11 protein-coding genes are annotated in these 19,169 nt (G+C 55.0%); 7 read left to right on the plus strand and 4 right to left on the minus strand.

The window, feature by feature from the left end; translation table 11 throughout:
* Positions 1–39 precede the first annotated feature (39 nt).
* Positions 40–2,088 carry an excinuclease ABC subunit UvrC gene (uvrC, locus tag MKX42_RS07120; protein WP_340751897.1) on the plus strand — a complete coding sequence of 683 codons (2,049 nt, stop codon included), beginning with the start codon at positions 40–42 and terminating at the stop codon, positions 2,086–2,088.
* Positions 2,089–2,505: 417 nt separating this feature from the next.
* Positions 2,506–7,086, plus strand: a complete 4,581-nt coding sequence (locus tag MKX42_RS07125; RefSeq protein WP_340751898.1) for a galactose-binding domain-containing protein — start codon at positions 2,506–2,508, stop codon at positions 7,084–7,086.
* 89 nt (positions 7,087–7,175) lie between these two features.
* Here MKX42_RS07125 and MKX42_RS07130 read toward each other — a convergent pair whose 3' ends face one another.
* From MKX42_RS07130 to MKX42_RS07145, 4 genes are all read right to left on the minus strand, one after another.
* Positions 7,176–8,879 (minus strand): CPBP family intramembrane glutamic endopeptidase, encoded by a 1,704-nt coding sequence (locus tag MKX42_RS07130; protein WP_340751899.1) that lies wholly within the window; start codon positions 8,877–8,879, stop codon positions 7,176–7,178.
* 76 nt (positions 8,880–8,955) lie between these two features.
* Positions 8,956–10,527 (minus strand): hypothetical protein, encoded by a 1,572-nt coding sequence (locus tag MKX42_RS07135; RefSeq protein ID WP_340751900.1) that lies wholly within the window; start codon positions 10,525–10,527, stop codon positions 8,956–8,958.
* Entirely contained in the window at positions 10,524–11,255 is a 732-nt protein-coding gene (locus MKX42_RS07140; protein ID WP_340751901.1) for an ABC transporter ATP-binding protein, read from the minus strand. Before MKX42_RS07140 ends, MKX42_RS07135 begins: the two co-directional genes overlap by 4 nt.
* 4 nt (positions 11,256–11,259) lie before the next feature.
* A complete protein-coding gene (locus tag MKX42_RS07145; protein ID WP_340751902.1) occupies positions 11,260–11,640 on the minus strand; it encodes a GntR family transcriptional regulator in 381 nt (126 codons plus the stop codon).
* A gap of 253 nt (positions 11,641–11,893) precedes the next feature.
* On the opposite strand from MKX42_RS07145, the gene MKX42_RS07150 reads away from it, so the two are divergent.
* From MKX42_RS07150 to MKX42_RS07170, 5 genes are all read left to right on the plus strand, one after another.
* Complete coding sequence (locus tag MKX42_RS07150) at positions 11,894–13,264, plus strand: TrkH family potassium uptake protein (RefSeq protein ID WP_340751903.1); 1,371 nt, start codon at positions 11,894–11,896, stop codon at positions 13,262–13,264.
* Positions 13,265–13,276: 12 nt separating this feature from the next.
* The gene (locus tag MKX42_RS07155; RefSeq protein WP_340751904.1) at positions 13,277–13,945 is read left to right on the plus strand and encodes a potassium channel family protein; all 669 of its coding nucleotides are present in this window, start codon (positions 13,277–13,279) and stop codon (positions 13,943–13,945) included.
* 244 nt (positions 13,946–14,189) lie between these two features.
* Positions 14,190–16,457: an AraC family transcriptional regulator gene (locus tag MKX42_RS07160; protein ID WP_340751905.1), complete on the plus strand. Its 2,268-nt coding sequence runs from the start codon at positions 14,190–14,192 to the stop codon at positions 16,455–16,457.
* A 790-nt stretch (positions 16,458–17,247) separates the two neighbouring features.
* Positions 17,248–18,207, plus strand: a complete 960-nt coding sequence (locus MKX42_RS07165; protein WP_209875949.1) for an ABC transporter permease — start codon at positions 17,248–17,250, stop codon at positions 18,205–18,207.
* Between the two features lie 14 nt (positions 18,208–18,221).
* Positions 18,222–19,121: a carbohydrate ABC transporter permease gene (locus MKX42_RS07170; RefSeq protein WP_340751906.1), complete on the plus strand. Its 900-nt coding sequence runs from the start codon at positions 18,222–18,224 to the stop codon at positions 19,119–19,121.
* The last annotated feature ends 48 nt before the right edge of the window (positions 19,122–19,169 follow it).

Consider the following 19,169-nt stretch of genomic DNA (forward strand, 5'->3'; position numbering starts at 1 on the left):
TTACCTTATAACCGTGTAGTAACAGGTGGGGGAGAACTTATGGATTATATGGATAATATCCGCAACAAGCTTGCGCTGCTGCCTGATCTGCCCGGCTGCTATCTGATGAAGAATCAAGAGGGTACGATCATCTATGTCGGCAAGGCCAAGGTGCTGAAGAACCGCGTGCGCTCCTACTTTACCGGCAGCCATAACGGGAAGACGCAGCGGCTGGTCGCCAATATTGTTGATTTCGAATATATCGTGACATCGAGTAATATGGAAGCACTCATTCTGGAGTGCAATCTGATCAAGAAGCATATGCCGCGCTACAACGTGCTGCTGAAGGATGACAAGACCTTTCCTTATCTGAAAATCACGAACGAAGCCCATCCGCGCCTGGAGGTTACCCGCCGGGTGCTGAAAGATAAAGCTAAATATTTCGGCCCGTATCCCAATAGCTACGCCGCCCAGCAGACCAAGAAGCTGCTCGACCGGATGTATCCGCTGCGCAAATGCGGGGTGATGCCGAAGGAGGTCTGCCTGTACTACCACATGGGCCAATGCCTGGCTCCGTGCGAGAAGGAAGTGCCGAAGTCGGCCTATGAGGAGATTATCCAGAATATCTCATCCTTCCTCGGGGGCGGACATGATGCGGTGAAGAAGGATCTGCAGAAGAAGATGCAGGAGGCGGCCGAGGAGCTGTATTTCGAGCGGGCCAAGGAGCTGCGCGACCAGATTCAGCACATCGACGCCGTCATGGAGAAGCAGAAGATCAATACGGCTGACACCAAGGACCGTGACGTCTTCGGTTATGCGGTGGACAAGGGCTGGATGTGTGTGCAGATCCTGTACATGCGGCAGGGGAAAATGATTCAGCGCCACTCGTCTGCTTTTCCGTTCTACGGGGAGGCGTACAGTGATTTCATGTCTTACGTGACGCAGTATTACAGCGACAATCCCGCGCTGCCGCAGGAAATCCTGCTGCCGGATATGGCCAGCGCCGGAATGCTTCCGCCGGAAGCAGGCAGCGCTCCCGGCCAGGGAAGCAGTGTGCTTCCGGCCGGAGGAATGCCGAGCGGTCAGGCGCTGATGGCGGCCTTGGGCGCAGAGGATGAGTCGGAGGCCAGTGCGCAGACCGGTGAGGCGGGAATCGCAGGTGAGGGTCTTGCGGGTGCTCCGGCAGCGGCTGATGAAGCTGTGCAGGGGCAGGAGGAGCAGGAGGGGGCAGCCGAAGGAACCGTGGATGCGGCCGGAGGCGCAGCCGCCCTGCAGGAATGGCTGGGCATCAAGGTGCTGGTGCCGCAGCGCGGGCTGAAGAAGCAGATGATCGGCATGGCCTGCCAGAACAGCCGGGTTGCGCTGAATGAGAAGTTCCGCCTGATCGAGCGGGACGAGGAGCGCACCTCCGGGGCGGCCAGCAGTCTGGGGCAGAGCCTGGGGCTGGACTCGCTGAACCGGATCGAAGCGTTCGATAACTCGAATATCCAAGGGGCCAATCCGGTCTCGGCCATGGTGGTCTTCATCGATGGCAAGCCCGCCCGCAAAGAGTACCGTAAGTATAAGGTCCGCACCGTACAGGGGCCGGATGATTATGAGACGATGCGCGAGGTGATCCGGCGGCGTTATGAACGGGTGCTGAAGGAGAATCTGCCGCAGCCGGATCTGATCGTAGTCGATGGAGGCAAGGGCCAGATCTCTTCGGCGATCGATATTCTGCAGAATGAGCTGGGATTATTCATTCCGGTCTGCGGTCTGGTCAAGGATGACAAGCACAGAACCGCCCAGCTGCTGGTCGGCGACTCTGCCGAGCCGGTCTCGCTCGCGCGAGACAGCCAGGAGTTCTACCTGCTGCAGCGTATCCAGGATGAGGTTCACCGGTTCGCCATTACGTTCCACCGGGAGCAGCGCGGCAAATCGATGGTTACCTCGAAGCTGGATTCGATTCCGGGCATTGGGGATAAGCGCCGGAAGCTGCTGCTGAAGCATTTCGGGTCGCTTAAGAAGATCAAGGAAGCCTCCATCGAGGATTTCAAGGTGCTCTCCATCGGCGAGAAGCTGGCCGGTCAGATTCTGGAGGCGCTGAAGGACGAGGAGCCGTCAATCTGAAATAGATGTGAACGATAACGGAACAGAAGCCGGCCCCATGTGGGCCGGCTTCTTTGGGTGTGATCAGGAATGGATGGTATCGTCAGAAATCCCGCTACATCCCCTTGAAGGTAGGCTAACGGAGCCTATATGCGGACAACCGAACACAATGAGCAAATGGGGTGAAGTTTCGTAATCTGCCGCTGCACAACTAGATAAATCTTTATATTTTGCATAAATCGTCGCTTTTAACAATTGCAACCGGTTTCGGTAAAGGGTACGCTTATTATGAATCTATGAAAGCGCTTGTGTGAAAGGTATGGACTTCCAGAACCAGGCTAAAGGGGCTGATGCAGACTCCGGGAAATGGACTCCGGAAAAAGTCAGGTTTACAGGCTGAAGAGCTGCAATCCAATCGTAAAGAGGAGGATAAAGGGAATGGTATATTCAAAATCTGTAAGACGCAAGAGGGGAATCAGCGGGACCGCTCTTATTCTAAGCATCGTCATGCTGCTGAGTCTCGTGCAGGTTCTTCCGCCCGGACGGGCATATGCCGCGGACTCTTATCTGCTCTCCATAGACCGGCCGGCGTATGCCTCGGGCACGGAGGGTAATAATACCCCTGATCTGGCGGTGGACGGCAATATGGGCTCCCGGTGGAGCAGCTCATGGGGGACGGACCCGAACTGGATTTATGTGGATCTCGGAGCAACCGCAACCGTAGACCGCGTTGTGCTCCGCTGGGAAGGGGCTTACGCCAAAGCTTACAAAATCCAGGTATCCGCTGACGAATTGAACTGGAGTGATGCCTACTCCACAACTACAGGAGATGGTGGCGTGGATGAGCTCACGCTCAGCGGCACCGGCCGTTACGTCCGGGTATTCGCCACGGAGCGGAACCTGACGCAATATGGCATTTCCCTCTATGAGTTCGAGGTTTACGGCACCGGCGGCGTGAATCCTCCTCCGGTCGTTCTGGGGCCGAATGTGGCCTTGAACAAGCCTGCGACGGCTTCATCCTATCAGGTGGCCGACTATCTCCCTCCCGGCTCAACCCTGCCGGCACTGGCGGTGGACGGCAACCTGAACACACGCTGGTCTTCCAACGCGACCGATAATGAATGGCTGAGCGTTGATCTTGGCAGCGTACGTACGCTGGGCCGGGTGGTCATTAACTGGGAGGCCGCTGCCGGCCGGATCTATGATATTCAGGTTTCCAATGACGGAAGCACATGGACTACGGTATACCGCGAGCTTCACGGCGACGGCGGCACACTTAATCTGCCGGTCTATGCCAGCGGCCGCTATCTGCGGATGAAGGGCATCAGCAGAGCCACCTCCTTCGGGTACTCAATCTTTGAATTCCAGGCCTATGATTATGTGGCCGGCGATCCGAAGCCGGTCTATAACATTCCGGCTTTGCCGGCGCTGACCACAGTACCCGTAGGCCAAGGCAGTCATGCGGCGAATGACCTCTCGGTTCCCCAGCCTAAATATCCGCTGTATAAATCGGACGCACTGACTGCGCCGTTGCCTTCCAATGACTGGTGGCAGTCGATCATGATCAATCAGCTCGGCAACGGCATTATCACGCTTCCGCTCAAATCGAAATATACCAAGCAGGGCCTGAGCATTCTGAATCCGGGTGCAGGCTACTTAAGCGCCGACGGCAAGGCACAGGAAGCGGCGGGAAGCCCGGACCTGTTCCTGATGGCCGGCAACATTAATACTTCGGGGATGTCGAACCGGATTACCGGTTACGGCGACTGGTCGGCGACTGCGGTGTTAAGCGATGGCGCTGCGGAGAAGCTGAAGACAACGTTCGTCAAAGGCTCGCCTTACCTCTATTCGCAGTTCAGCGATCCGTCCAGTCCTGAGGTCTATCTGCCGGCCGGGGCCCGCTTCTTTAATGACAGCAATACTACGATCCTGGCTGCTGACGGCGACACCGTGACTGCAGACCATATCGGCATTGCGGTCACCAATTCCAACGGGGCGCCAACGCCTGAAATGGTAACCAGACACTATGGGCTGTATGCTCCGGCAGGTACAACCTTCAAGCGTGTAGGCGCCAAGCTCAAAATTCAGCTGGGAGGAGGCCAGAATTACCTGTCCCTGTCGGCTCTTCCGGCACCATCCAATCTGAATTATTTTTACCAGCACGGCTATGCCTTCGTGACGGACACGAAGGTGGCCTATACCTTCAACGAGACAACCTCAGATGTCACAACTACCTTCAATGTGGTAACAGAACTCAAGCGTTCAGGCTTCCCGAATACCACGCTGATGGCCCAGCTTCCCCACCAGTGGAAGGTGACCACAACGCCGCTGACCACAGTCTCCTTCCCGTCCATCCGTGGAACGATGAAGGTGACAGAGGGCAATTCGTTCGCCACTACGGATAAATTCCACGGCATTGTGCCGCAGTTCACCGAGCCGGGAGATTCTACCTATTCCCGTCAGGATCTGCTGAATTACCTGGCGCTGCTGGATACAGACACCGCCACCAATCTGATGCAGGCCGATGCGTACTGGCAGGGCAAGAAGCTGCATCCGCTGGCCATGGGTGTGCTGATCGCCGATCAGATCGGCAATGAGAGCTACAAGAATCTGTTCCTCTCCCGGATGAAGACGGTGCTTACAGACTGGTATACGTACACCTCGGGGGAAACCGATTATTATTTCGACTATAACTCCGACTGGGGAACACTGATCTATAAAAACAGTGAGTTCGGTGCGAACTCCGGCATCACGGACCATCATTTCACGTATGGCTATTATGTTTTTGCATCGGCCGTGCTCGCCACCTATGATACCGACTTCAGGAACAAATTCAGCGGGATGGTCGATGAGCTGATCCGGGATTATGCCAATCCGTCGAAGACGGACCCCAAGTATCCGTACTTCCGCAACTTCGACCCGTATGAAGGCCATTCCTGGGCCGGCGGTTACGCCGACAATGACAGCGGCAATAATCAGGAAGCGGCCGGAGAGTCACTGTTCGGCTGGGTCGGCCAATATATGTGGAGCACCCTGACCGGCAACACAGCCTTCCGCGATGCGTCGATTATGGGCTTCACGACGGAGCTTAGAGCAGTACAGCAGTACTGGTTCAACTACGATCAGGATAACTGGCTGCCGGGCTATACGCATAAAACGGTGGGTCAGATTTACGGAAGCTCGAATTTCTTCGGCACCTTTTTCAACGGAAATCCGGTGTATGTCTACGGCATTCACTGGCTGCCTACAGCAGAATATTTAACCAGCTACGGGTTCGAACCGGCTAAGGCGGGTGGATTATACAGCGGCTTCGTGGCCGATAACGGCGGGCCGGAACCGGACTGGTACCATATTGTCTGGCCGATTCAGGCACTGAGTGATCCGCAGGCGGTGCTGAATAAATGGAATCCGGCACTGCCGCAGCAGAACGAATTGTACAACACGTACTGGTTCGTGCACAATATGGCTACGCTTGGATCACGCACCAAGGACATTTGGGCGGAGAACGGCTACAGTGCAACGGTGTATAAAAAAGGTTCCGCCTACCGCGCGCTGGTCTGGAATCCGACGAATGCGGCCATAACCGTTACGTTCCGCAACAGCGGAGGAGTGACAGGCTCGGCTGTAGTCGAAGCCAAGAAGCTGGTGAAGGTGGACCCGACGAAGGTCACCACGGATACGCTGCTTACTCCGCCTGCCCTGACAGCCGATACCACTCAGAACGCAGCCGGCCAGCCGATTGAGCTGACGTTCACGGACAATGCGGCCTGGAGAAATGTAATCACTGCGTTGAAGGTGGATGGAGTGACAGCAACGCCAGCGAATTATACTGTAGAAGCCGGTAAAATCACGCTGAACACCGCGCTGTTCCCCACGGCGAAAACCTACACGGTTACAGTAACAGCAGACGGATATACCGATACTTCGGTGCAGCAGGTGATTACCGGAAGCACAACACCGACACCGACGGGGAACCTGGCGCTGAACAAGGCGGTTAGCGCTTCCGAGAATCCGAAGCAGCCCGCTGCCGGCGCTGTGGACGGCAATGCGGGCACCCGCTGGGAATCGGACTTCAGTGATCCGCAGTGGATTCAGGTGGATCTTGGCTCTGCCCAGACGGTTGGCCGCGTGCTGCTGGACTGGGAGGGGGCATATGCCAAAGCCTATACGATCGAAACCTCGGCAGACGGTACAAACTGGACCACGGTGTATATGACGACAACCGGGGACGGGGCTGCCGATGATATCAGCTTCCCTCCGGTCAGCGCGCGGTATGTGAAGGTAAACGGCACAGAGCGCGGCACGCCATACGGCTATTCCTTATGGGAACTGGAAGTGTACGGCAGCGGCGGGGCCGTGACGCCAACCGCTCCGCCTGCCCTGACAGCCGATACCACCGGGAACACCGCCGGCCAGCCGATTGAGCTAACGTTCACGGACAATGCGGTCTGGAGAAATGCCATCACTGCGGTGAAGGTGGATGGTGTTACAGCGGCGGCAGCGAATTATACCGTGGCAGCCGGTACAATCACACTGAACACCGCGCTGTTCCCTACGGCGAAGACTTACACGATTACAGTCACTGCTGAGGGATACAATGATGCTTTTGTGCAGCAGGTGATTACCGGCGGCACAACGCCAACTGTGAACCTTGCGCTGAACAAGGCGGTGACCGCTTCGGAGAATCCGAAGCAGCCCGCTGCCGGTGCTGTGGACGGAGATCTTGGCACCCGCTGGGAATCGGCCTTCAGTGATCCGCAGTGGATTCAGGTGGATCTCGGCTCTGCCCAGACGGTCAGCCGCGTCCTGCTGAACTGGGAGGGGGCGTACGCCAAAGCCTACACCATTGAGACGTCAGCAGACGGCTCGAACTGGACAACAGCTTATACTGCGACAGCCGGGGATGGAGACATCGACGATATCAGCTTCACCCCGGTCAGTGCGCGGTACGTGAAAGTGAACGGGACGCAGCGCGGTACACAATATGGCTACTCTTTATGGGAATTGTCCGTCTATTAATGCACAGAATGCACAAGTCAGTCTGAACAGCATAACAATACAGAAGCGGCTGCGCTATCCGGAGGAGGAGGCGCAGCCGCTTCTGGTTTTTATGGAGTAGGATTCGGTTCGGCCTGCTTCGGCTCCCTCGGAGGGTTGAAGCGGTAGACCAGATAACCGACGATGAACGGCAGAACGATCGTGACGATACCAGCTCCGATATTCACCTTATCCTTCATGAAGATCAGCGTCGCCCCCATCAGGATGCTGTCGAATACCACGTGGCTGAACATCACCGCGATGAACCCGTACCGGATGAAAATATAGCTGAACAGCAGACCGATCACCGTCAGCTCAATCGGCCGCGAGATGACCGGATAGATCGGGTAGAGCGTATGTCCGAGCGCCCAGATCAGGGTCGTAATCAGTGAAGCGATGAGCGTATTCTTGACCAGCTTCTTCAGCATGCGTATACCGAACAGACGGTATACTGCCTCTTCTGAGAGGCCGGCCAGCCAGGCTACTATCGGCAGCAGCCAGGCATATTTCATATTGTAAGGCGACTGGCTGGCGTCTGTGGTGGACCAGTTATCCAGCGTATAAGACAGAATAATGAACATGACGGTCTGTACGCCAAGCAGAATGAAGGCCCAGATATAACCTGCCTGGATACTCTTCAGTACATATTGGCCGTAGCCGGGCTCGGAGGCCCGGGGCCAAGGATTCAGCTTCTCCTCGGAACGCCACAAGCCGTCCCCTCCGACCAGAGAGAAGTAGAGCAGGAGCGACATCAGCAGACTGTACAGAACGTAGATGATGAACATGACTACCGCTGTAACCCTGGCTTCAGCGCTGCCGCTGCCGGATTCAGACACCACATTGTAGCTGCTGACCATCATGATCAGGAAATGGACGGAACTCAGGAAGATCCCGCGCTTCCAGGAAGTATGCTTCCTGCGCAGAATGCCGTAGATCATCGCCAGGATACCGAGCAGCAGGGTAGGCAGGCCGTAGCCGAACAAGGTGAGCTTCTTGGCAAGCGAGGTCTGTCCGTCGACATAAGCGTCATGCCAGGCAGGAGCCGAGAATCCGGCGCGGAAGTACGAGACCTCGCCGTTCAGATAATTGAATTGGTACTTAAGCGGTAATTCGCCTAGGGTGACGGAGCTGTCGGAATAGACAAGCCCGTAGCCATCAAGGTTAGCCTCAATCTTCAGCTTGGAGGGATTGGCTCCCCAGAGCTTCAGCCAGGGGCGGGCGAGGCTTTCTTTTGCCTCCAGGCTCAGGTCAGATATGCTGCTTACCGGAATGGCGGTACCGGTACGCTTGGTTGTTGCCGCGGGCCGCTCCCCGTAATTCAGCCCGGCCGCAGCATCGGCATCGGCACCAACGGCAAAAGCCACGGGCTCGCCGGTATACATATTAAGGTCGACTGCCAGCCGGGCTGCCGCCTCTCCGGATGTGTAGAGCACCGCATGATAGACATCGAACGGATAGCGCTGATCCAGCTTATTCTTGGAATAGTCCGGGAGGAGCTTCTCGCGGGACATATAGCCGTAGAAGGAAGAGTCTGTCTTGTACAGAATGACCCATTCATCCTGGTTTCCGGCTTCGTATCCAAGCTGCTCAGCGGCAAATGCGGCTGCTTTCTCCCGGATTTCACTTTTGCTGAGAATGGTTGTATCCCCATCTGAACTGGAGATGAGCTGGGGAGCGATCTGGAACATGACAAATAGAATGAGTCCGAGAATTCCGGCAAGGATAAGCTTGGAAGTAAGGGGCCGCTGGTGCAGGGGCTGGCCGACGGGATTCATGGAACGCCTCCTTGGTCTGAATTGATCTTGCTTTCTTGAAAAGCCGTACTATCCTCTTACGTGAAGATGGCCGGGCTTATGCCTGTTTCTTGGCCGCCTGCTCTTTATTTGTTCCCAGTGCCAGGTGAAAATACTTGGCGCCAGCCGCGGTGCAGCACATGGCCAGGGGGAGACCGATCAAGGCGGCGAGACCGGGGATGGTCCATGACGGATATAGAACGTTAGTGAACTGTTCCGGAAACAGGTATTTATTGATCTGAGGCAGGATGAGCAAGACGGCTATTATCACTACAAAGAGCAATGGTGCCAGTGCCTTGGATTTCATCAGGTAATAGATACTTTGCAGCACACCCAGCCCCAGTGTCAGGGCCAGTGTGTAGACAACAAGGGAATACCACAGCCAGGATAGATATAGGCTGATGTGATATGGAGCGGGACTCCCGATAACCTGTGTCGCTGCAATGCCGGCAAGCATGGAACAGAACAGCACGAGAAGGATGCGCATGACCGTAACCCATACAGCGGCAGCTCCAGAGAGCAGCAGACGCAGCCGGCTCTGGGGAAACAGCAGCCACCAAGACAACTGTTTCTGTTCCAGGCTGCTTCGGGAAAGCATCCACAAGAACCCGAACATCACAGGAAGGCTAAAGGGAATCCCGATGCATGTCAGGAAAGCCTCAAGGTCGCCGGTTAAGAAATAAGCGGCAACTGCCATAAGAACAGGAAGAGCGAGCTTCAATACCATTACACTCCTGTGCCTTTCCATGGAGCGGAGCCGGCTGGCATCCAGTCTGTATAAGCTCAGCAAGGGAGAAGGGCTGCCTGCAGAACGTGCAGAACGGGCTGTTCTCCGTGGCTGCGTAGAGCCGGAACGCAGGGGCGACGAGACTCCGGACAGCCTGCTCTCCGGCTGCGGCAGCGAACGGAGTCCCTTGCCGGCAATTATGGGCAACAGGAGATAGTAAGCGATTAGGTCGATAACAAGCAAAGCCACGCTATATATTAGCATAAATTGCGGCGATAGATACTCAGACCCGTAGAAGGCGGCAGCAGTGGCGGAATCATTCAACAGAATGGCGGCGGTTAAAGGTGCCAGCCAGAGCAGCGAATAAGGAACGGCAAGCAGCAGATTCAGGGCCAGGCTGCGTATAGACATCAGCACACCGATCAGCAGACCGCTCATGATGGCCAGAGGCAAGAGGGTGAGAATAAGCAAGCCGTAAGATATCAATGTATAGATGAACCCGAAGGCGGGCAGTGGCTCATAGCGGCCAGACAGAACAGAGAGCCCATAGAGCAGAACGGCCGCGGTGAAGATTGGACCGGCTATTCTCAGACTGAGCTTCAGCAGGCTGAGAGCCTTGGCCTGCAGCAGGGTAAGACGCGGAGCGGGAAAAGTCAGGAACCAATCCTTGTGCCGCTGCCCGTAGAAGGTCAGCATATGTAAGGCGGATACACCCATCACAATGATCCACAGGAGCATCGCAGCCGTAAGGAACGGAGACTGCGATGTTAGGCTAGAGAGCGGGAAGAACAGACCGGCAGGCAGCAATACAGCCAGCAGAGACAGGCTAGCCAGCAGCTCATTTGCCTTCTTCAGACGATAGCGGCTATATTCCAGCTTCACAAGCGTCTTAAGAGCCGTCATGCGAACACTTCCCGATAGCGTGACTCCACAGAATAGCCGGAGTGCCGCAGCTGATCCACATCATCAATTCCCTGAATACGCCCGTCGCCGATCAGAATCAGCCGGTCAAAGAGCAACTCCATTTCCCGGATATCATGGGTGGCAATCAGGAAGGTCCGCCCGCCGCCTGCCATCTCTCCTACAACAGCAGAGGCGATCACTTCTCTGGAGATCAGATCTACGCCGGTGAACGGCTCATCCAGGATAATCAGTGGTGCCTGACGCGAGAGACAGGTTAGGAGCTGCAGCCGGGCTTCCTCGCCCCGAGACATGGTGGAGATTAGCGAGTCCGGTGTGACGGATAGGCTGAACAGCAGCTCTGCGGCTTTACCGCTGTCCCAGTCCGGGTAGATGCCTGCGGCAAAGCCCAGCCATTCCTGCACGGTCAGCCAGCCGGGCAGACTGCTGCGGTCAGGAAGCATGGAGAGCTCTCCGAGCAGCTCAACACCAGCGGGTCTTCCGTTAATGCTGACCGTGCCGGACCCTGCGGGGATCAGACCGGATATAATCCGCAGCAGGGAGGACTTGCCTGCACCATTCGGTCCCAGCAGTCCGGTGATACTGCCCTGGGGAATGTGGAAGCTGATGCCGTCCAGGATCACCCGGTTCTTAATCTCGAACCGTAAATCTCGGCACTCTACCGCAGCAGGAGCGGCGGGCGTTTCTTTTGCCGATCTATTCATAGTCATTATTTCAATCCTCCTCATCGAATTGCAGCATTTGCTCGGCGGTAAGCCCAAGCGCAGCGGCTGTATCCTTGAACTGCTGTACAGCCTGGCGGATAATTGCCTTGCGTGCATCCTTAATGACACTATCCTCCCGGGTGACAAAGGTTCCCTGACCACGGTAGGTCACAATCAGTCCCATCCGCTCCAGCTCCTGGTACGTCCGGGCGGCAGTAGTGGGATTGACTCCTCTGCCGGCTGCCAGGTCCCTGACAGAGGGTAAGCGTGATCCCGGTGGAATGATGCCGCTAACAATCCGTTCCCGGATAGCGCCAACAAACTGTTCATAGATCGGAAGTGACGGATTAATCAGGAAGTGCTCCGGTAATAGCTCAAAGGTAGAATCCACCTGTGTCCTCCCTTCTATCTCTCTTTATGGAGTGTATGGATACTGACCATACACTTTGTGATTCCAGTGTACCACCAGCCACCATACAATTTCAAGCCGTATTTTAGAAAAGCAGGACTTAATTGGCTACTTAAGCTGTGGTAGCTTGTATATAGAAAATGAGTCTTTGTGAAGTTAGGCAATAACGTATATAATTTTGTATGCTTATCTGATACTGACCGATTCGTAATTTCTAATAAGGAACCCTGAAAGGATGAGAAGTTTGGCGTCACCGTCTTCCAAGATCACCGGCTTCCGATTCCTGAAGCTGGCTCCTCCGCAAATCCTGGTGCTGAGCTTCGCTGCGGTCATCCTCATCGGCACGTTGCTGCTTATGCTTCCGGTATCCAGCGTACCCGGTCAGCCGCTCCGCTTCATGGATGCGCTGTTCACGGCCACCTCCGCCGCCTGTGTGACCGGTCTGGCTGTAGTGGATACCGGGACCCATCTTACCGGCTTCGGACAAGCGGTTATTCTGGTGCTGATCCAGATCGGCGGGCTCGGGTTCATGACGATGGCCACGCTGTTTGCCCTGGTGTTCAGGCGCAGAATCTCACTGCGTGACCGGCTGATTCTTCAGGAAGCCATGAATCAGAGCTCGATGGAAGGGATAGTGCGGCTGATCCGTAAGGTGCTGCTCTATTCCCTGGTCATTGAAGCTGCGGGAGCGCTTCTCCTGTCCATCCGCTGGGCGGTGGATATGCCGCTTGGCCGCGCGGTCTACTACGGGGTGTTCCATGCGGTGTCGATGTTTAATAACGCCGGATTTGATCTGTTCGGCGGGCATGATCACAGCTTAATCAGCTATGTCGGAGACCCTGTCATTAACCTGGTGGTGATGTTCCTGATCATCTCCGGAGGAATCGGCTTCATCGTAATCTCTGATCTGGCCGACTTCCGCCGCACCCGGCGGCTGTCGCTGCACAGCAAGGTGGTGCTGTCAATGACGGCCGGACTGATTGTGACCGGAATGGTGGTCATCTTCATCTTCGAGTTCACCAATTCGCGGACCCTGGGACCGCTGAACCTCGGAAGCAAGCTATGGGCCTCCCTGTTCCAATCCGTAGCACCGCGTACGGCAGGAGCCAACACACTGGATATCACGGGCCTGCGTCAGGCCACGCAGTTCTTCATCGTGATCCTGATGTTCATCGGGGCATCCCCCGGCTCTACCGGCGGCGGCATTAAGACCACAACCTTCACGCTGATGATCGGAGCTGTCATCTCCATGCTGCGCGGCCGTGAAGACATCGTGCTCTTCCGTTACCGGCTGGCTCAGGAGCGCGTGTTCAAGGCACTGACCATTACGCTGCTGGCGCTGCTGCTGATCGTTACGGTCTCCATGATGCTCTCGACTACAGAGGGGCTGCCGTATCTGATGATTCTGTTCGAGACGATCTCGGCGTTTGCCAATGTCGGACTAAGTCTGGGCTTGACCCCGGAGCTGACGCAGGTCGGCAAGATCCTGATCTGCCTGACCATGTTCGCCGGACGGCTGGGACTGCTGACGCTGGCGTATGCGCTCGGTCCGAGACAGGGCAAACCATTATATAAATATCCGGAAGGCAAAATGATAATTGGATAGGGGAATCAAGTCATGAAACCACAGCAGTTTGTTGTAATCGGCCTGGGCCGCTTCGGCTCAAGTCTGGCGCTGGAGCTGATGTCCATGGGCTACGAGGTGCTTGGCATTGACCACCAGGAGGAGCGGGTAGAGGAGATGACCGGACGGCTGACGCATGCAGTCATGGCAGATGCTACGGATGAAGGGATTATGCGCTCACTCGGAGTGCGTAATTTCGACTGCGGCATTGTGGCGATCGGCGATAATATGGAGCGGAGTATTCTGGCCGCGATTCTGCTGAAAGAGCTGGGTGTCAAGCAGGTGGTCGGCAAAGCCATCTCCATTCTGCATGGCCGCGCGCTGTCGAAGCTGGGGGTGGACCGGGTGATTTTCCCGGAGCGGGATATGGGTATCCGTGTGGCTCACCAGCTGGTGACGCCGAATCTGCTTGATTATATCGAGATCTCCAAGGATTACAAGGTCGTTGAGCTGACGGTGCCTGCCTGCATGAACGGTAAAAGCCTCTCCGAGCTGAACACCCGCGCCAAATACGGCTGCAGCATCATTGCCCTGAACCGCGAGGATGGCATCATCGTTGCCCCCACCGCGCATGATCATGTGCATCAGGGGGACATCATGGTGGTGATCGGCTCCAACGACAGCATCGAGGAGTTCGAGGATGAAGCGGTGAATGCGGACTAAGCACTTCCTGTCAGCCAGCCTATCCCGTCAAAAGAAAGCTATTAACGCCCGGATGGTTATACCTCCTGGCGTTTTGCTGTTTCTGCTTAAGCCTGCATCCGCGCATTAGAACGCCTGTACACCAGTCTGTAACATGCCGCGCGGGGGTTGAAAAATTTTCCTATACACATATGTAAAATGTATCCTGAAATGATAAAATAAAATATTGTAAGCGGTAACATAGAAATCCTTAGGGGGATATGTGATGAAAAAAACACCCATGATCCTGCAGCTGGCGTTGATTCTATTCTGCATTATGGCTATTCCTACAGCAGTCCTGACCTGGTACAGCGGGTCACAGATTATACAGAATTCTGAAGCAGCTATCGGGGAATCCACGTTGGCCGGGCTTAATGCCAACCGCAGGCTGAACGAGAACGCGCTGGCCAATCTGGCCCAGGATACATCGCGTCTGGCGGCGACGAATATTTTTGACCGCATCCGCAGCTTCGAGACCTACGATGAGATTAACGCCAACTATAACAATGTAAGTCTGGCGCTGTCCGTGACTAAGGAGTTGCTGAACCTGAACCGCCGGGTGGATGGTGTGTATTCTTCATTCTTTGTCCTGGAGGATTCGGATTATGTCTTCTCTACCGACAGCAGCATCACGACGCTTGCCCGCTATGAGCCTATCGGATGGATTACTGAAGCGCTTAAGGGACGCAGGGGGATCAGCGGGGTATGGGTGCCCCGTAAGCTTGCGTCGGGCGAGAACGTGGTGTCTTATGTGTACCCGCTCAACCGCTTGTCCACCACCACCCGGGGAGTAATCGTCGTCAACATGAAGGAGAGCCAGATCGGCAAATATCTGCATGCTACCGAGGTGGGTGACAGCAACTATCTCCTGCTGGACGCTGCGGGTACGGTGATTTCCTTCAATGACCGGTCCATGCTGCTCTCCGACAGCCGTAAGCTGCCATTCTTACAGGAGATTCTGAATCAGGAAGCCAGTGAAGGCTACACCTTCCGCAAGCTGGAGGGCAAACGGACGGTGTATGCCTGGAGCCGTTCCTCCTTGTCCGGGTGGTGGAATGTAAGCTGGAGCTCCATGGATGAGCTGATGACCAAATCCAGAGAGATGCAGGGGAATATTATTCTGCTGACGGGGGCGATCATTGTACTGGGGACGCTGCTGGCCATCTTCCTTGCCACCTGGCTGTCCAGGCCCCTGAGGCAGCTGGTGCAGACGATACGCTCGAAGATTGATGTGGGCGTAGTGAACAAGAATGAGCTGGCCTTTCTGGATCTGGCCTTCAAACGGATGCAGGAGGAGGAAGAGAGCCTGTTCCAGTTGCTGCAGGAGCGTGAACAGGATACCCGCAGTCTGGCCGTACACCGTCTGCTGCGCGGTGAGATTCCGCCGCGGATCACGGAGGTTTGTCCGCATGCCTGCTACAGAGTGGTGGTGGTCTCCATCGACCAATATAGAAGATACGTGGGCCATACCAATGTGGAGACGCGCAGCTATCACCGGTATTTGCTGAGTGCCAAGTATGAGAGTGTTTTCCCTGAGGGGCTGGTGGCCCGCTGTGTCTATCATAATGAGGGCTGTACGGTGATTGTTCTGAACTTTACGCCGGAGCAAGGGGAGGCGCATAGCACTCTGATTCATCAGGCGCTGGAGGAGATCCGCGACCAGTCTCTTGAGCTGCTGGAACATTCGGTCACGATTGGGGTAAGTGAGCGGACGGATGCTCCGGAGAGGGTGGTGCTGCGGCTGTTCGAAGCGATGGAGGTGATCAAGCGACGGATGATCAAGGGGGCCGGAAGCATCATGTACTGGCATGACGGGGAGGATAACAGCCGCAAGTATGTTGACTCTGAGAGCAGCGAGCGGCGAATCCTGAATTTCCTGGATGCCGGCGACCTGGCGGGAATCTTCAAGGAGCTGCAAAGTATCCGAAGCCAGATCTCCGCAGAGGACAATATTTCCTACGATAATATTATGTTCATCTATCATCAGCTGATGGGAGCGACGATCAAGCATCTGCGCGAGAATCACCTCGGGACCGGACGGATGATTATGGGCCGGGGGAACGTATATTCGATTCTCGCCGCTATGGATACGCTGGATGAGCTGGAGGAGTACCTGTATGATTTCTACTGTGAGATTGTACAGAGCCTGGACCGCAGCGCCCATGAGACCAATTATGCGCAGCGGATCATGGAGTACCTGAAGCAGCACTACCGGGAAGAGATCGTCTTCGAGGATATAGCCAAGCAGATAGGCATCAGCTACTCCTACATGCGCAAGCTTGTATATGAGCAGACCGGCAGCAGCATGATTGACTTCGTCAACCAGCTAAGGATTGAGCAGGCCAAGGAGCTGCTGCTGGATTCCGGGCTGACGATCAAGCAGATTGCCGCAGAGGTGGGTTACGCCAATGTGCAGAGCTTCAACCGCTTTTTCCGCAAGTATGAAGGCATGCCGCCAAGCGGCTACAAGTCAGCGAAGAGTAAGAGTTCTTAGAAGCTCATAGATGGTGATAAAAGCCCATAAAAGCCCATGGAAACCCATAAAAGCTCATAAAAGCTCATGGAAACCCGTAGAAACCATTAGAAACCCATCCCCGGCGGACCGGTATCTCGTTTGAAGGATCTTGGTTTTTCGGCTTGTCGGTGGAAAGTGAGCTGGATGCGGAAAAGAAAGGGATAAATCCCTCTGGTGGTGCCGAAAGTGGGCTGGATGCGGAAAAGAAAGGGATAAATCCCTCTGATGGAGCCGAAAGTGAGCGGATGAGAAGCATAAGAGCCCCTGAATTTTCAGAAAAGTTGGCTAACTGAGTAAATGAAGAGCACAAGTGCCCCTGAGTTCGTGGAAAGTAGGAGTGTTCAAATCTATATTAGTAAAAGCGGGCGGGGCGAGCAACAGTAGCTCCCGAATCATTCCTGATAGCTCTCATAGCTCCCGAATCGCTCCCTGTTAGCTATCATCGCTCCTTGATCGCTCCCTCATCGCCCCAATCACTCCAATCACTCCAATCTCCCCCGGCCCCATCCCTCGCCATGCCTTTCTATCCGATTTGTACCTGCTCTCCCAAATGAAAGCGCTTTATTATTTTTGGGATTGCCTATCAATTTTGATTATTCACCTGCGGCTGAGGCCTGCGGCGCCGGGCAACAATCACTTGTGAATCAATTGTGATAGGTGATCATCAATAGTCATGATATTCAAGCCCCGGCAAAGGCGGTAGCATAGGAGCCAGGCCGGAGAACACGAGCCGGAAGCCGGCAAGAAGAATTCAAGGCAGGAGGTGAATATGTTGAAAGCTGCAAGCGCTTCACAAACGAATCACAGTCCTTTATTAAGAAGGAAACAGGGATTCAGCTATTATTTACAGCGGGATTGGCAGCTCTATCTGCTGGTGATGCTTCCGCTGGCTTTTGTCATCGTATTCAAATATTTGCCGATGACCGGACTTGTAATCGCCTTCAAGGACTATAAGATCGCCAGAGGCTTCTGGGGCAGTGAATGGGCCGGACTACAGGTCTTCCAGGACCTGTTCGCCAAGCCTGATTTCATCCGGGCCGTCCGCAACACCCTGCTGCTGAACGTGCTTGACCTGTGCTTCAGCTTCACGATGCCGATTGTGCTGGCTCTGCTGCTGAACGAGATCAAGAGCGTACGGTTCAAACGGATCAATCAGACGGTGCTCTATTTGCCCCACTTCCTGTCCTGGGTCATTATCGGAGCCATCGCCTATCAGCTCCTCAGTGAGGGGGGCGGCGTTGTCAATAACCTCATAGAACTGATGGGAGGCACCCGGATTCCATTTCTGCAGCAGGATACGAATTGGCTGATCAGCTATCTCGTGATCGGGGTCTGGCAGAGCATGGGCTGGGGCACGATTATCTACCTGGCGGCGATGAGCGGGATCAACCCCGAGATGTATGAAGCGGCTACGGTAGATGGGGCAGGCCGCTGGAGAAAGGTCTGGAATATCACCCTTCCATCGATCCGGGCAACGATTGTGACGCTCTTGATTATGGCGCTGGGCAAAGTGATGGACGGCTCCTTCGAGCGGATCTATGCGCTGCAAAATAAAGCGACCACGGAGTTCACCACTACCATACCGGTCCTGGTGTACCGCTGGGGGATTGAGAGCGGCAACTTCAGCCGGGCGACCGCCATCGGTTTATTCCAGTCCGTCATCGGAATTATTCTGGTCATTTCCGCGGACCGCGTAGCCAAGAAGCTTGGCGAGGATGGGATTTTGTAGAAAGGAGAGGAACTATGAAAGCCATAGCCGGAGGCACTGCCGCACCCCATAAAGCACGTATCGATATCTGGGAAACGCTGATCCGTCTCGTCATTATTATTGTGTCGCTATTCTGCCTGCTGCCGTTCATTCATGTCGTATCGAAATCGCTGAGCTCTGACTCCTTCGTCATTGCCAATAAGGTCTTTCTGTGGCCGCAGGGCTTCACCATTGAAGCATATAAAAAAATCTTCGCGGATGCCAGCATCCTCCGTTCCCTGTACATCTCGGTCATCGTGACGGTGCTGTTCACCATTCTGGGCATGATCCTGACCATCTGCGCCGCCTATCCGCTGTCCCGAACCCAGTTCAAGGGCCGCAGGGTGATCACTTTCATCTTCCTGTTCACCATGTACTTCAGCGGAGGCATTATCCCCGACTATATGAACATCAACAATCTGGGGCTGATGGATACCATCTGGTCACTGGTGCTGCCGCTCTCCTTCAGTGCCTTCAATCTGCTGATTATGAAAACCTCGCTGACCAGCGGGATTCCCGTCAGTCTGGAGGAATCTGCGCGGATCGACGGTGCCGGGCATTTCCGGATTCTGTTCAGCATTGTGCTGCCTTTATCCAAGCCGATTATGGCGACACTTGCCCTTTTCTACGCGGTGGGGCGCTGGAATGCTTATCAGGACGCATTATTCTATATCAAGCATGAGACCTCTCTCCGGCCGCTTCAGCTCAAGCTGTATTATCTGGTCATTCAGGCAAGTGAAAGCTTCCAGCTGGAGGCCAGCCAGGTACAGCTCAGCAATCCCGAAGTCCTGAAGGCGTCAGTCGTTGTATTCGCTACCTTGCCTATCCTCTGTGTGTATCCATTTGTCCAAAAGTACTTCGTTCAAGGTGTTATGCTCGGAGCCGTCAAGGAGTAATCCTGCGTCCCTGGTATATAGTCATTCTTTGGAATTACGAAAATTCAA

Origin of the sequence: Paenibacillus sp. FSL R7-0204 (assembly GCF_038002225.1) — a bacterium.
Lineage (GTDB): Bacteria > Bacillota > Bacilli > Paenibacillales > Paenibacillaceae > Paenibacillus_AQ.